This is a genomic window from Pseudomonas sp. GW822-FHT04C11 (genome assembly GCF_058800905.1).
In genome coordinates, this window is the sequence record NZ_JBXAMS010000009.1 from 51,008 (window position 1) to 65,624 (window position 14,617).

Below are 14,617 nucleotides of genomic sequence, written 5' to 3' on the forward strand. Positions count from 1 at the left end.
CAAACAAAGAACGGAGCGTGTAAACGGGACAGATTTTTTTACAACACCCCCAAACTATCAATCACATAAATACTCCCCCCCTGAACATTCTTCGCATGATGCTTGGCCTGTGAGGCCATTTCCGCGAGTTGGCTGGCGTCGAGTTGTCCACAGGCCTCTGGGTGTAGATGCACCACGCCAATCGACAGCGACAGCAGCGCAAACTCCTGGCGGACGCCCTGACGATTAGGCGCGATAAAGCAGCCGGCTTCCAGGTGTTCGCTGCGGTAGAAGCGTCGGCATTGGCTGTGGAAGTCCTCGAGCAGCTGGTTCAGGCGCTTGCGCCAGTCTTCTGGACCGAGGACCAGCAGGAAATCATCGCCGCCGATATGGCCGACGAAATCGCGGCTGGGGTCGACGCGGTCGTTCAGGCATTGCGCCAGGCACAGCAGGACTTCGTCGCCGCGGCCGTAGCCGTAGATATCGTTGAAAGGCTTGAAACTGTCGATGTCGACGTAGCAGATCACCGACTCGCGGCTCTGTTGTAGCAGCCGGCTCAGGCACTGCTGGATCGGCACGTTGCCCGGCAACAGGGTCAGCGGGTTGGCGTAGCGGGCCTGTTGGATTTTCAACTCGGTAATCAGTTTGAGCACATCGATCACCCGACCCAGGCCCAGATAGCCGGCGTTGAGGGTGATGATGAAATCCTCTTCGATGCGCTGTCGGGCGCGGCTGGTGATCAGCCGGCTGACCTGTTGCAGCGACTGGCTGAGCTCAACGGCGAGGAAGTCATCGCTCATTAGCCGGCTGATCGGCTTACGCGCGAACAGATCGGTGGCAAACGGCTTGAGCAGCGCATCGGACAGCGAATGACGGTGGACGATGCCACAGGGCTGACCGAGTTCGTCGAGCACTGCCAGCGAGTTCAGGTTGGCCTGACGACGGAAGGCTTCCAGCACGTCAGCGGTAGGGGTATCGCGGTGTACAGCCGGATGTTCGTTGAGCAGGGCGCTGAGGTCGCTGCCTTCATCGTTGAGCGCCACGGCGCTGCTGTCGTGCTTGGGCATCATCGTCCGGGCGTCCCGTGGCGGGTGCTCCTGCGGACGGCACAACAGATAGCCCTGCACCAGGTCGACCCCCATCTCGGTCAACACCGCGAGTTCTTCCGGCAGTTCGATACCTTCGGCAATGACCTGTGCCCGCGAAGCTTTGGCGATCTGCAGGATCGAGCCGACGAATTCGCGCTTGAGCGCGTCCTGATGAATGCCATCGATAAAATGCCGGTCAATCTTCACATAGTCCGGACGCAGTTCCGACCAGAGCCGCAGGCTCGAATACCCGGCGCCCAGGTCATCCAGTGCAATCGAAAAACCCATGGCACGGTAGTGATGCAATGCATTTTGCAGCAACTGAAAGTCGTCGGTCGGGGTTTGCTCGGTCAGCTCGATCACCACCTGGCTTGGCGGAATGCCGAAGTCCTGGAGCATTTGCAAGGTTCTACCCGGTTGATGGCCGGCTTCGAGCAACGATTCGGGAGAGACGTTAAGAAAGAGCTTGCCCGGTAACTGCTGTTCATTGAAGCGGCGGCAGGCGCTGTGTCGGCAGGCCATTTCCAGTTCGCTGAGACGGCCTGCCTGGCGGGCCACGGCGAATAACGCGATGGGCGAATGCAGAGGGCTGTTGGAGGGCCCGCGACTGAGGGCTTCATAGCCGAGGATGCGTCGTTCGGACAGTGAAACGATCGGCTGGAACAGACTGTGCAAACCACTTTGAGCCAGTATTGAACTCAAGGCACTCAGCTGTTCGGTCGTGGTCATGGCGATCTCTGGCGATAAAAAAAGGACCGGGCCCGCTCTTTTTCAGAGAGCGGGCCCAGTCCTTTATTTCACGACAGAATGATGACTGTTTGATGACGATCCGGGGATCGTCAGCATTAAATTGCCATCACTTTTTGTTGCTGGCGACCGCGGTGTTCAGCTTCAAGTAATCCAGCAGGATCCGCCCGGTTTCGCTCAGGTAGGCATCGTCTTCCGGTTTGGTCTTATCTGGTTCGGCCGCGATGGCGTCTTCGTCTTCTTTCTTCAGTTCTTTGAGTGGATCTTCGCCCTTGGCCTTGCGGCGGATGTTTTCCATCACCAGCTGCTTGGCTTCGATATCGGCGTGTTGCGCGCGACGTTCGGCTTCATTGAGGCTGACGGTTTTTTCCGCCATCAGCTTCTGGGCCAGTGCCAGCTTGTCGCGAATGAACACAAACTCCGCGTCCTTGGCCGAACGGGCATCATGCTCGGACTTGAGCTGTGCCAGGTACGGTTTGAACGGGTCGACTGCCGGCTTGATGGCCGGGCGAATGGTGTCCCACGGCATGGATTCCGGCAGGGCGCTCTCGCCGATTTCCTTGGTGTCGATGATCGACGGGAAGTCGACATCCGGCAGCACGCCCTGATGCTGGGTGCTCTGTCCGGAAACCCGGTAGAACTTGGCCAGTGTCAGTTTCAGCTCGCCATGGTTCAGCGGCTGGATGGTTTGCACGGTGCCTTTGCCGAAGGTCTGGCCGCCGATGATCAGCGCACGGTGGTAGTCCTGCATGGCGCCGGCAAAAATCTCCGAAGCCGAAGCAGACAGACGGTTGACCAGCAACGCCATCGGGCCTTTGTAGAAGGCGCCCGGGTTTTCGTCTTCCAGTACATCGACCCGGCCGTCGGCGTTACGTACCAGCACGGTCGGACCTTTGTCGATGAACAGACTGGTCAGCTCGGTGGCTTCCTGCAAGGAGCCGCCGCCGTTGTTGCGCAAGTCGATGACTACACCGTCGACCTTGTCTTTTTGCAGTTCGGTCAGCAGCTTCTTGACGTCGCGGGTGGTGCTCTTGTAGTCCGGATCACCGGCACGGAACGCCTTGAAGTCCAGGTAGAAGGCCGGGATCTCGATGACGCCGAGCTTGTAGTCCTTGCCGTCCTGTTTGAGGTTGAGGACCGACTTCTTCACCGCCTGATCTTCAAGCTTTACCGCTTCGCGGGTGATCGAGACGATCTTGGTGGTCTGGTCGTTTGGCGCATTGCTGGCCGGGATCACTTCCAGGCGCACCACAGTGCCTTTCGGTCCACGGATCAGCTTGACCACTTCGTCCAGGCGCCAACCGACGACGTCGACCATTTCTTTACTGCCTTGGGCAACGCCGATGATCTTGTCGGCCGGTGCAACCTGCTTGGTCTTGTCCGCCGGGCCTGCCGGCACCAGACGCACGACTTTCACCTGGTCGTTATCGCTCTGCAACACGGCGCCGATGCCTTCCAGCGACAGGCTCATGTTGATGTCGAAGTTCTCCGCGTTATCCGGTGACAGATAGTTGGTGTGCGGATCGTAGGACATGGCGAAGTTGTTGATGTACGCCTGGAAGATGTCTTCCGGACGGGTCTGGTCCAGGCGCGACAGCTGATTCTTGTAGCGCTTGGTCAGGGTCTCCTGAATCTGTTTAGGGTCTTTGCCGGCGATCTTCATCCGCAGCACTTCGTCCTTGACGCGTTTGCGCCACAGGTCGTCGAGCTCGGCAGTGGTCTTGAGCCACGGGGCGTCCTTGCGATCGACCAGCAAGGTTTCCCGGGTGGTGAAGTCCATCTTGTCGACGCCTTTGTTCAGCTCGACCAAGGCAAAGTCCAGACGCGCCTTGACGCGGTCCAGATAGCGCTTGTAAATCGTGAACCCGGCGTTCAGGTCACCGCTTTTGAGGAACTCGTCAAACTGGTTTTTCCATTTGTCGAATTCGGCGATGTCGCTGGCCATGAAATAACTGCGCGACGGATCCAGCAGCTTCAGGTAGCTGTCGTAGATGATCGCGGAACGTGCGTTATCGAGCGGCGGCTTGCTGTAATGGTGGCGCTTGAGCAACTCGACGACGTTAAGGCTGGCAATCACCTCGTCACGATCGGGCTGAAGGTTGTCCCAGCTATTGGCTGCGAACGTAGTGGGCGACAGCGACAAGCTGCCCAGGCCAATGAAAAGCGCAAGTGCGGTGCTGGGGAACAAATGCTTCATGCTGATTCGACGCGGGGGCAATTGATAACGCATATTAGGCCGTCTTTAAAGTCGCCGGTTCCACAAGGCTCTACGCAAACTGCTCGCGCATCGATCAGGCTGGATTAAAACTGCCTGATCGCCACTCGGCGAATTTTCGTACGACCCTGGGCCGGTCGCATAATGCAAAAAACCCGGCGCTACAGCATCGGGCTCAGTCCAGACTCACTATGGAGGCACTGTGAAAGCATTGCAAGGCGTTGAAGGTCGAGTGGAGTGGGTTGAAGCGCCCAGTCCGACGTGTGACGTAGGACAAGTTCGCATTCGAGTGGCGGCAGCGGGTCTCAATCGAGCCGATTTGTTACAGAAGGCAGGGCTCTATCCGCCACCACCGGGCGCCAGTCAGGTGCTGGGCCTTGAGTGTTCAGGCGTGATCAGCGAGGTCGGCGCAGGGTCGTCCTGGCAGGTTGGAGACCGTGTCTGCGCACTGCTGGCGGGCGGTGGGATGGCCGAAGAAGTGGTGGTCGATGGCCGTCACGTATTACCCGCGCCCGAAGGCTTGTCGCTGGTCGAAGCAGCAGCGTTGCCCGAGGTCTACAGCACCGCCTGGCTGAATTTGTTCCAATTGGCTGCGCTCAAGCCTGGTGAGAAAGTTCTCCTGCACGCCGGGGCAAGTGGAGTTGGTTCAGCTGCCATTCAGCTATGCAAGGCGTTCGGCAACCCGTGCTGGGTCAGCGTCGGTTCGGCGGACCGGCTGGCCTACTGCGAGGCGCTGGGTGCGCAAGGCGGGGTGGTGCGCACTGATGGGCTGGATGGTTTGCGTGACTTGGGGCCGTTCGATGTGATCCTCGACCCGGTCGGCGCCAACTATGCCGCGCTGAACCTGAAGTTACTGGCGCTCGACGGTCGTTGGCTGTTGATCGGCTTGATGGGCGGCCGTGAAGCGCCGCTGGATCTGGCGCAGGTGCTGGCCAAACGGATTCAACTGCTGGGTTCGACCCTGCGTAGCCGTGACGAGCAGTTCAAGGCCGATCTGTTGAGTGACCTGAGCCAGCATGTCTGGCCGCTGTTCGCCGAAGGGCGCCTGAGCCCGCAATTGGCCAGGACCTTCCCGATCAAGGACGCTGAAGCGGCGTTCGCCGAGCTTGCGACCAATCGGGTGTCGGGCAAGTTGGTGCTGGTGATCGACGAAAGCCTGATTTGACTACTGAGAGATCGTTCCCACGCAGTGGGAACGATCAGGGTTACTTCCAGATGTGGATCGGCCAACCGGCCTTTTCGGCATGTTCGAGCAGTACCGGATCCGGGTTGACCACATGCGGATGGTCGACTTTGATCAGCAACGGCAGATCGTTGCGTGAGTCGGAATAGAAACTTGCGCCTTCAAGGTTCTCCTCTTCGGCGTCCAGCCACTCCAGCAAGCGAGTGATCTTGCCTTCGCGATAGGTCAGGGTGCCAACCGTTTTGCCGCTGTAGACCCCGTGAGTCACTTCCAGGTCTATACCGAGGATCTCGTCGATGCCCAGGCGTTCGGCGATGGGTTTGACCAGATGTGTGCCCGAAGCGGAGATCACCAGAATCCGGTCGCCGGCCTTGCGGTGCTCGGCGATGGCTTTGCAGGCGTCGCTGAAAATGATCGGCTCGATGAAATCTTCGACCCATGGGGCCACAAGGTGCTCGATTTCTTCCGGAGTGCGTCCGGCCATCGGCTCCAGGCTGAAGGTCATGTAATCCTCCATGGCCAGGTGGCCCCTGCCATAGGCGTCCATCAATTCCTTGTCGCGACGCAGGAAGGATTCGCCGTCGACCCAGCCGAGGCGGGCCATCTGCTCGCTCCACAGCGAGGCGCAGTCGCCGTGGATCAGGGTTTCGTCCAGATCAAAAATTGCCAAAGCCATCAGTGCTGCTCTCTCTTTAACAGTGTGCACAGCGAAAACATCAGGCTACCTCACACAGGGCTGTCGGATCGATGGAAAGTGCCAGCCGTTGACCATCGGCATGCAGGTCAGCCGCCGAACGGTTCAGCACGTCCACCACCAGTTCAACGCCGCGAGCCTCGACCCGATAGCGGATCACGTTGCCGAGCAGGCTGTGGCTACGGATCAGCGCATCCGGCTCGCCATTACGGCTCAGTTCGATGGCTTCCGGGCGAATCGCGATGCGGCCATTGATCGGACGTTGCAGCAGCTTGCTGGCGCTGGCGGCATCGAGCAGGTTGTAGTTGCCGATGAAGCCTGCGGCAAACACATCGACCGGTGCGGTGTAGAGCGTTTCAGCATCGCCGCTCTGGACGATCTTGCCTTGGTTCATCAGGAAGATCCGGTCGGACATGGTCAGGGCTTCTTCCTGATCGTGCGTCACGAAAATCGTGGTCAGCCCCAGCTCGCGCTGAATCTGCCGGATCTGCTCACGCAGGTGCTTGCGGATTCGTGCATCGAGTGCCGACAGCGGCTCATCGAGCAGCAGCAGGCGTGGTCGGGTGACCAGCGAGCGGGCGAGGGCCACGCGCTGGCATTGGCCGCCGGACAGTTGATGCGGATAGCGGCTGGCAAAATCGGTCAGTTCCACCAATTGCAGCACTTCGAGCACCCGCTTGCGGCTGTCGTCGGCGTTGACCTTCTGCATGCGCAAACCGAAGGCGACGTTCTGCTCCACGGTCATGTTGGGGAACAGCGCGTAGCTCTGGAACACCATGCCGATTCCGCGTTTCTGCGGGCTCAGCGGCACCAGGTCATGGCCGTCCAGCAGGATCTTGCCACCATCCACCGCGGTCAGCCCGGCGATGCAGCGCAGCAGGGTCGATTTGCCGCAACCGGACGGGCCGAGCAGGGTGACGAACTCGCCTTTCTGGATTTCGCAGTTGATATCGCTGAACACCGGAGTGCCGGCGGAGCCCGTTTGCGAGTAGCTTTTTTGCAGGTGTTGGACGCTGACATAGCTCATTGGCTTTTGTCCTTGTTCAAGATATTGGCAGCCCAGGTCAGAACCAGCACAAAGAAAAAGTAGGAAATCACCAGCGCGCTGGTGAAGTGACCGCTGCTGTTACGCATGTTATTGAGGTAGACCTGCAGGGTTTCGTAGCGCGTGCCGACGAGGATGTTGGCGAACACGAACTCACCGAAAAGGAATGAGAATGACAGCAGCAACGCAACCATCAAGCCTTTGCGCAGGTTCGGCAGCACCACCAGGAACGCCGCTTGCCAGGTGCTGGCACCGAGCAGCTGGGCGGAGTCCATCAGGTCGCGCAGGTTGATCGCCTGCAGGTTGTTGGTGATCGCCCGGTACATGAACGGCAGCGCCACGGTGAAGTAGCAACCGACCAGAATCCACGGTGTGCCGACCATCGCGAACGGGCCCGAACCGTAGAGCTGCAACAGCCCCACCGAAGACACCACGGGCGGCACCGCGAACGGCAGCAGGATCAGGATGTTCATCAGCGCATCGAGTTTCGGGAAGTGGTAATGCACCACGAACAGCAGCGGCAGAATCAGCACCACCGACAGAATCAGCGCGCCCACGCAGACCAGCAGCGACTGGCCAAAGGCGTTGAGAAAACGCGGGTCGCTCCACAGTTGGATATACCATTTGAAGGTAAAGCCGCTGGGCAGAACGGTGGCCGACCAACTGCTGGCGATCGAGTAGATCAGGGTCCCGGCCAGCGGCAGCAACAGAATGGCGAACAGCAGATAAACCACGACCCGGTGATAGACACCGACGGGGCCCAGTTCAGCGCGAGACATGGTAGCTCCTCTTCAACAGCAACTGATGGACCACGGTCACCAGGGTCATCAACGTCACCAGCACAACGGCCAGGGCACTGGCCATGTTCGGGTCCAGGGAAATATCGCCCGAAACCATCGCCGCGATGCGGATCGGCAGCACGTTGAAGTTGCCGGTGGTCAGGGCGTAGACGGTGGCGTAGGCGCCGAGGGCGTTGGCCAACAGGATCACGAAGGTGCCGAGCAAGGCCGGGGTCAGTACTGGCAAGCCGATGTGCCGCCAGAACTGCCAGCCGCTGGCACCGAGCAGGGATGCCGATTCGCGCCAGTCTTCACGCAGGGCGTCGAATGCCGGGTACAGCAGCAACACGCCGAGGGGAATCTGGAAGTAGGTGTAGAGGATGATCAACCCGGTTTTCGAGTACAGGTTGAAGTCCTGAATAATCCCGGCCTGTTTGAGCATGATGGTGAAACTGCCGTTGAACCCCAGCAGGATGATGAACGCAAAGGCCAGCGGGACGCCGGCGAAGTTGCTGGTCATGTTGGCGAAGGCGTTGACGAAGTTGCGCAGCTTCGAATCGACCCGGCGCAGCGAGTAACTGCCGAGGATTGCGATGACGATGCCGAACACGCTGGACCAGAAGCTGATATCGAGGCTGTACTGGATCGCCTGCATGTAGAACTTCGAGCTGAAGATCTTGTTGAAGTTGGCCAGGCCCCAACCGAACTCTTCCGATTGCACACTGTTGATCAGCACCCAGCACAGCGGGGCGATCTGGAACACGATAAAGAAAATGGCGAAGGGCACCAGGCACAACGCCGCCAGCCACTTGCCGCGGGTGATTGAATTCACTTGAGCAGCTCCCGGCACACAGGCTTGTCGTGGGCAACACCCAGCAACTCGCAGACAGTGCCACACAGTTCGGTTTGTTTCGGGGCTGCATGGGGATTGAAGCTGAAGGCATCGCCGATGACGAACAGCGGTACTTCACGTTCTTCGGCCAGCAGGCCGTTGTGGGAGCGGTCGTTGTTCATGCCGTGATCGGCGGTCACCAGCACCTGATAGCCAGCGTCGAGCCAGCCTTGCAGGTGGTCGGCGAGAATGATGTCGGCCGAGCGGGCACTGTTGCGGTATTGCGCAGTGTCGAGGCCGTGCTTGTGTCCGGCGTCGTCGATGTTCATGGGGTGAACCAGCAGAAAGTTCGGCGCATGACGCAGACGCAGGTTCTCGGCGTCGGCGAACAGGTGCGAATCGGGGTAGTGATCGGACCAGTAGAAATGCGCATGCTGGATTGGCAGTTCAATGTTGTCGGTGTGGCGGTCGCGGGCCGCCACAAATGGCGAACGGTTATACAGTTCGCTGACCCAGTGGTAGGCCGCAGCGGCGGTGCTGAGCCCGGCGGCGGTGGCGTAGTGGAACACGCTGCGCTGGTTGGACAGGCGTGACACGTTGTTGTGGACGATACCGCTGTCGATCGGTGTGACGCCGGTGAGGATGCATTCATAGAGCGGGCGCGACAGGGACGGCAGTTCGCATTCGAGTTTGTAGAGGGCTGCGCGTCCTGCGCCGACATAAGCCTGAAGATGTCCCATGGCGTGGCGGGCAACCTCGTAATTGAGGCCGTCGAGCACGACAAGGATGACGTTGTGCTTCATGGGGGAGGAAACTCCAAAATCAGGTGGTAGCGTCAAAACCTGTAGGAGCAAGGCTTGCCCGCGATGGTATCGCCGCGCTCGTTAGACAGATCGCGGTGCCTGCATCGCGAGCAAGCTTTGCTCCTACGGATGCAGCATTACTGCATATTGATGATGACTTCTTCCTGCCACTTCTGCGGCAGGGCCTTGGAGGTTTTTTCCCAGGCATCGGCGTCGGTGATCGGCTTGGGCTTGGCGGCTTCGTACTGCGCGGCCGGGATCAGGTTTTTCGCGACATCAGCAGGCAGTTTCAGGCCCGTTTCAGCACGAATCGGACGGGCGTTACCGCGCGCCAGATTGATTTGGCCGGCATCGCTGAAGATGTACTCGCGGGCCAGTTTTGCGGCGTTCGGGTGCTTGGCGTATTTGTTGATGATGGTGGTGTAACCGGACTTCACCGAACCATCGGACGGGATCAGCACGACGTAGTCATCCGGGTTGACCATCTTGGCTTTATAGCTCAGGCCATTGAAGTCCCAGACCACACCGACTTCGACTTCACCCTTTTCCATGGTGGAAATGGTCGGGTTGGCCAGCGACAGGCGACCTTGCTTGGCGATCTCGGCGAACATCAGCAGTGCTGGCTGAATATTCTTCTCATCACCACCGTTGGCGATGGCGGCGGCCAATACACCGTTGGCGGCTTGTGCAGCGGTGCTCACGTCACCGATGGAGACCTTGTATTTACCGGTTTTCAGGTCAGCCCACTTTGTCGGGGCTTCGGAGCCGTGGAGCAGCTTCTTGTTGACGATAAACGCGATGGTGCCGGTGTAGGCCAGTGCCCAGTTACCGTCCTTGTCCTTGGCCCAGTCCGGAACTTGCGCCCAGGTGCTTGGCTTGTACGGTTGAACCACGCCTTGCTTGACTGCGATCGGGCCGAAGGCGGCGCCGACGTCGCCGATGTCAGCACTGGCATTGTCTTTTTCGGCGGCGAACTTGGCGACTTCCTGGGCCGAGCTCATGTCGGTGTCGATATGCTTGAGGCCGTAGTTCTTGGCCAGGTCTTCCCAGGTACCTTTCCAGTTGGCCCAGTCATCGGGCATGCCGACGCTGTTGACGGCGCCTTCCGCTTTCGCAGCGGCTTCCAAGGCTTTTAAATCGGTATCAGCCGCCATGGCTGCGGTGCACATGGCAATGGTCGAGCCTAACAGTGATGCCAGGAAAAGCTGTTTCATCCGAAGCTCCTTTGGGCGTATTCAACGCTGCGTTTGCGGTTTGTTGGTCTAGGTCAGCAATACCTGAGCCAATTTAGGTGAGCTGGATGACACTTTGATGTCGGTATCAGGCGCGCTCGCATTCTTTTCGCTCGGTAGTGAGGGCTGCGAAGTAAGCGTAGACCATGGCCGGAAGGCCGGTTTGCAAGGACTTGGCCGCTTATTTGCACAGGTCTGGATCAGCCGTTCGGCGGCTTTGTCATCGATCAGTCATATGTATTGCCTAGGCTTGCAATACGTTTCAGGACGCGCTTTTTGGCGCAGTCCTGCTCTGAAACAGTGCTGGTCTAGTCCAGATAGGTAACGTTGATGCGTGAAGAGGCAACGAAAGCGGTGACAGCCATCGGTCAGGTGCTCCAGGAGCAGATCGACCACGGTCTGCTGGCGCCCGCGAGCAAGCTGCCGGCCGAGCGCAAGCTCAGTGAGTTGTTCGGGACCACGCGGATCACTGTGCGTGAGGCGTTGTTGCAGTTGGAGGCGCAGGGGCAGATTTATCGCGAGGAGCGGCGCGGCTGGTTCGTTTCGCCACCGCGTCTGGCGTACAACCTGATGCAACGCAGCCACTTTCACGCGATGGTCAGTGCGCAGGGGCGGGTACCGTCGACCGAGGTGATTTCGGCGCGGTTGCAGCCGGCGTCAGCGGCGGTGTGTGCCTGGTTGCAGCTGCCGGCGTTGTCGAGTGTGATTCAGATCTGCCGTTCGCGGCGTATCGATGGACGGTTGGTTTTGTATGTCGAGCACTATTTGAATCCGCAGTTTTTTCCGGGGATTCTGGCGTTTGATCTCAATCAGTCGATTACCGAGTTGTATGCGCGGCATTATGATTTGCACTATGGGCGGGTGCGCTTCGAGATTGTGCCGACGGCGTTGTCGGTGGATGCGGCGGCTGCACTTCGGGTGTCCGTGGGCAGTCCGGGGTTGCGGATTGCGCGGGTCAATTATGATCAGCATGGGCGGTTGATCGATTGTGATCTGGAGTTTTGGCGGCATGATGCGATTCATGTCGGGGTGGATGTGGTCTGAAACTGCTCCCGTTCCTGCTCCTGCTCTTGTAGGAGCCGAGCTTGCTCGCGATGGCGGCCTGACAGCCGGCCGATCTCCCGCAGATGTACATAGATCTACTGTGGGAGCTGGGCTTGCCCGCGATGGCGGCCTGACAGCCGACCAACCTCTTGCAGGTGTACATATCCATTTCTTCGGTAACGGCCGCTTAGGGTTTCGCCCTTACGGCGACTCCCTTTGGCAGACGCCCCAAAGGAAGCAAAGGTCTTCGCCCCAAGCGTACGGCACCTCGCCTAGGCTCGGCGTTCCCTCACTCCGGTGTCCATCAGGGGGCATCGCCTACGGTCTGCTGCGCGACGACCTCCTCTCGATGTGTCCGGCTGCGCCGTACGGCGCTGCGCGCCCACCCCCTGATGAACACCTGCGCTCGGCCTTCCGAAGGGGCGGGTGGATCAAGATCAACAGCACGGCGGCCTGCCGGCCGGCCTGAGTGGTAAGAGCGCGAACGGCTTTAGATCGTTGCCACGCTCTGCGTCTGCTTTTTTCTCGTTATTCCTTCTCCAGCCCGCCGGCCGCCGTCACTACTTGAATGCTCATGCGCGGTGTCGCCAAATCCAGTCCTGCTTCATCCAGATGGCGTTTGAGTGACAGGTTGAACGCTCTTGAGACTTCCCACTGTTTGATCGGTGCGGTCTTGAACCGTGCGCGCAGAATTGCGCTGCCGGACTCGAAACTCTCGACGCCCTGGATCTCCAGCGGCGACCAGATGTTGCGACGTTGTATCGGGTCGGTGCGCATTTTCTGGCCGACGTCGCGCATCAGTTTGATCGCGTCATCGATTTCCATGTTGTACGGCACTGCTACGCGGAAGATCGCGTAGCCGAATTCCCGTGAGTAGTTCTTGATGCTTTTGATTTCACTGAACGGGATGGTGTGCACGATGCCGTCGATGTCGCGCAGGCGCACGGTGCGGATGGTCAGACCTTCGACGGTGCCCAGGTGGCCGCCGACGTCCACGTAGTCGTCGATGGCCAGCGAGTCTTCGATGATGATGAACAGCCCGGTGATCAGGTCGGCAACCAGCGACTGCGCGCCAAAACCGATGGCCAGGCCGATCACGCCGGCACCTGCCAGCAGCGGTGTGACGTTCATGCCCATGTTGGCCAGTGCGACGATCATCCCGATGATGAAGATCGCCACGAACAGCACGTTGCGAATCAGCGGCATCATCGTTTGCGCCCGCGCATTGGCCTGGCCTTTGCGCGAGCGGGTGAGGGCGTGGTGCACGGCGGTGTCGCTGAGGATCCAGATCAGCCACGCGAAAATCAGCGTACCGCCCAGGCTGAACAGTTTGACGCTGACTTCATGGCCCTCACCTTCGGTGAAGCGGATCAGCGACATGCCCCAGACCCGCAAGCCGAGTTCGATGAACACCAGCCACACCGCCAGATGCGCGAGGGTATAGAAGAAGTTCTTCAGGCGCTCCGAATACAGCGCATGACGCTTTGCCCCGCGTTGTGGCTTGAGCGCGTGGCGGCGGACCAGGCCGTTGATGACCATGCACAACACCAGCAGCACGGTGCAGATCAGTGATTGGCGCAGCGCGGTGCTGGTGTCGCCAGCGGAGACGAAGGTGGCGAACAGCGAGATTCCCACCAGCACCAGTGCAGGCAAGAACCAGAAGGTCCCAAGAATCTCGATCGTGTCGCTCAGTGCACGGCGGGTCAGTCGCCGCGACAGCGGCTGGTTGCGGATCAGGTGGGCGATGGGCCGACGGAAACGCAGGATGAACAGGCCGGTGAATATCGCTGCCAGCACATTGGCGATGGTCGCGGTGATGTGCGCCAGGTGAATGCCGAGGCTGGTGACCAGCCGTGGGTCGTTCAAGGCTTCGCCGAAGGCTGCAAAACTGCCAATCAGCCACAGGGGGCGAAAGGCCTGGTGCCGCAGGATGTACAGGGCGCGATGGCGGTGCGGGCCGTCGAGCACGGAGAACGCGATCACGCAGATCGCCGAGAAGCAGGTACCGACCACCAGTGCATAAGCCAGCACCATGGCCAGGTATTTACCCAGCGATGATGGCAAGGCGTAGCTCATGTAGACGGTAATCAGCAGCGCGATCAGCCAGGGGCCGAGTTTACGCAGGGCAAAGCGCAGCATGTCCCAGGTCTTGGGGTGTTGCGGCAGTTCTTCGGTCAGGCCGAAGCGCGTTCGAACGCGATGACCGAGCCAGATCAGCGCAGCGGCGAGCAGGCTCCAGAGCATCAGGATCAGGGCGAAGGCAAAGAGCATCGGCAGCCATTCACTGGCTGGCAGCATCAGTGCGCTCAGTTCGTCCTTGGCCAGTTCGAACTCATCGGACCAGCGAGTGAGCGGGCTGTCGGCGCCGGAAAACTGTTTTTCGAGGTTGGCCAGGGTGCCGCCGATCAAACCGAGTACGCCATCTTCGGTCGGTGTCTGGGCTTTTTTGCTGACGTCGCGCAGTTTCTTCAGGTCGGCCAGCAACCTGGCTCGTTGCTGATCGTTTTCCAGTGATTTGATCACTTCGTCCAGCGATTGCCCCAGCGGTGCGGTTGCTTCGGGTTGGGCTTTTGGTGAACCGTTGAGCAGGCTCGGCAGGCCGACGGCCTGAGCAGGCGCCACGGGAAGCAGCATCAACAGGCAGATGAACAACGTAGACGGCAGGGCAAAAAGACGAGCGAACACTAGGCGGTCAACCTCAACGGGTACAGGTCGACCGAGTGTACGAGCGGGGCAAAACCAATGCGAGCGCAGTCAGTGCTTTTATTCGTTCAGCTTGGCGAGGATTTTGTAAATCACGGTGGCGAGGATCAGCAGCATGCCGATCCACATCGAGAGCACCCCGGCGTTCTTGTCACGAAAGTTGAAGCCAATGGCCAGCAGGATCATTCCCGAGAGAATCGGAATGAGCATGGAGTTGAACACAGACATCGAGATCATGACGACAGCCTTGTCGGGGAAGGTGATGTAAGTCTA

At 59.5% G+C, this 14,617-nt stretch carries 12 protein-coding genes; 2 read left to right on the forward strand and 10 right to left on the reverse strand.

Annotation, left to right across the window (positions count from 1 at the left end):
* Positions 1-38: 38 nt before the first annotated feature.
* Both AC1RJ3_RS16460 and AC1RJ3_RS16465 read right to left on the reverse strand, forming a co-directional pair.
* On the reverse strand, positions 39-1,796 hold the full coding sequence (locus AC1RJ3_RS16460; protein ID WP_493079520.1) for a bifunctional diguanylate cyclase/phosphodiesterase: 1,758 nt from the start codon (positions 1,794-1,796) through the stop codon (positions 39-41).
* Between the two features lie 127 nt (positions 1,797-1,923).
* On the reverse strand, positions 1,924-4,011 hold the full coding sequence (locus tag AC1RJ3_RS16465; RefSeq protein WP_177474946.1) for a carboxy terminal-processing peptidase: 2,088 nt from the start codon (positions 4,009-4,011) through the stop codon (positions 1,924-1,926).
* A gap of 220 nt (positions 4,012-4,231) precedes the next feature.
* On the opposite strand from AC1RJ3_RS16465, the gene AC1RJ3_RS16470 reads away from it, so the two are divergent.
* The gene (locus AC1RJ3_RS16470; RefSeq protein WP_054593524.1) at positions 4,232-5,194 is read left to right on the forward strand and encodes a zinc-binding dehydrogenase; all 963 of its coding nucleotides are present in this window, start codon (positions 4,232-4,234) and stop codon (positions 5,192-5,194) included.
* Positions 5,195-5,234: 40 nt separating this feature from the next.
* Here the strand turns inward: AC1RJ3_RS16470 and AC1RJ3_RS16475 are convergent, their stop codons facing one another.
* From AC1RJ3_RS16475 to AC1RJ3_RS16500, 6 genes are all read right to left on the reverse strand, one after another.
* Positions 5,235-5,888 (reverse strand): HAD family hydrolase, encoded by a 654-nt coding sequence (locus tag AC1RJ3_RS16475; protein ID WP_103319897.1) that lies wholly within the window; start codon positions 5,886-5,888, stop codon positions 5,235-5,237.
* A 40-nt stretch (positions 5,889-5,928) separates the two neighbouring features.
* Complete coding sequence (locus AC1RJ3_RS16480) at positions 5,929-6,933, reverse strand: ABC transporter ATP-binding protein (RefSeq protein ID WP_103319899.1); 1,005 nt, start codon at positions 6,931-6,933, stop codon at positions 5,929-5,931.
* Complete coding sequence (locus AC1RJ3_RS16485) at positions 6,930-7,730, reverse strand: ABC transporter permease (RefSeq protein WP_054593521.1); 801 nt, start codon at positions 7,728-7,730, stop codon at positions 6,930-6,932. Before AC1RJ3_RS16485 ends, AC1RJ3_RS16480 begins: the two co-directional genes overlap by 4 nt.
* Positions 7,717-8,562, reverse strand: coding sequence for an ABC transporter permease (locus tag AC1RJ3_RS16490; protein ID WP_493079521.1), 846 nt, complete (start codon positions 8,560-8,562; stop codon positions 7,717-7,719). Before AC1RJ3_RS16490 ends, AC1RJ3_RS16485 begins: the two co-directional genes overlap by 14 nt.
* Positions 8,559-9,365 carry an alkaline phosphatase family protein gene (locus tag AC1RJ3_RS16495; RefSeq protein WP_493079522.1) on the reverse strand — a complete coding sequence of 269 codons (807 nt, stop codon included), beginning with the start codon at positions 9,363-9,365 and terminating at the stop codon, positions 8,559-8,561. The genes AC1RJ3_RS16490 and AC1RJ3_RS16495 overlap by 4 nt, the downstream gene beginning before the upstream one ends.
* A gap of 137 nt (positions 9,366-9,502) precedes the next feature.
* A complete protein-coding gene (locus AC1RJ3_RS16500) occupies positions 9,503-10,579 on the reverse strand; it encodes an ABC transporter substrate-binding protein (protein ID WP_054593518.1) in 1,077 nt (358 codons plus the stop codon).
* Between the two features lie 348 nt (positions 10,580-10,927).
* On the opposite strand from AC1RJ3_RS16500, the gene phnR reads away from it, so the two are divergent.
* Positions 10,928-11,641, forward strand: a complete 714-nt coding sequence (phnR, locus tag AC1RJ3_RS16505; RefSeq protein ID WP_054593517.1) for a phosphonate utilization transcriptional regulator PhnR — start codon at positions 10,928-10,930, stop codon at positions 11,639-11,641.
* A 528-nt stretch (positions 11,642-12,169) separates the two neighbouring features.
* On the opposite strand, the gene AC1RJ3_RS16510 is transcribed toward phnR, so the two are convergent.
* Both AC1RJ3_RS16510 and AC1RJ3_RS16515 read right to left on the reverse strand, forming a co-directional pair.
* The gene (locus AC1RJ3_RS16510; protein WP_054593516.1) at positions 12,170-14,326 is read right to left on the reverse strand and encodes a mechanosensitive ion channel family protein; all 2,157 of its coding nucleotides are present in this window, start codon (positions 14,324-14,326) and stop codon (positions 12,170-12,172) included.
* A gap of 78 nt (positions 14,327-14,404) precedes the next feature.
* On the reverse strand, positions 14,405-14,581 hold the full coding sequence (locus tag AC1RJ3_RS16515; RefSeq protein ID WP_173860023.1) for a hypothetical protein: 177 nt from the start codon (positions 14,579-14,581) through the stop codon (positions 14,405-14,407).
* Positions 14,582-14,617 lie beyond the last annotated feature (36 nt).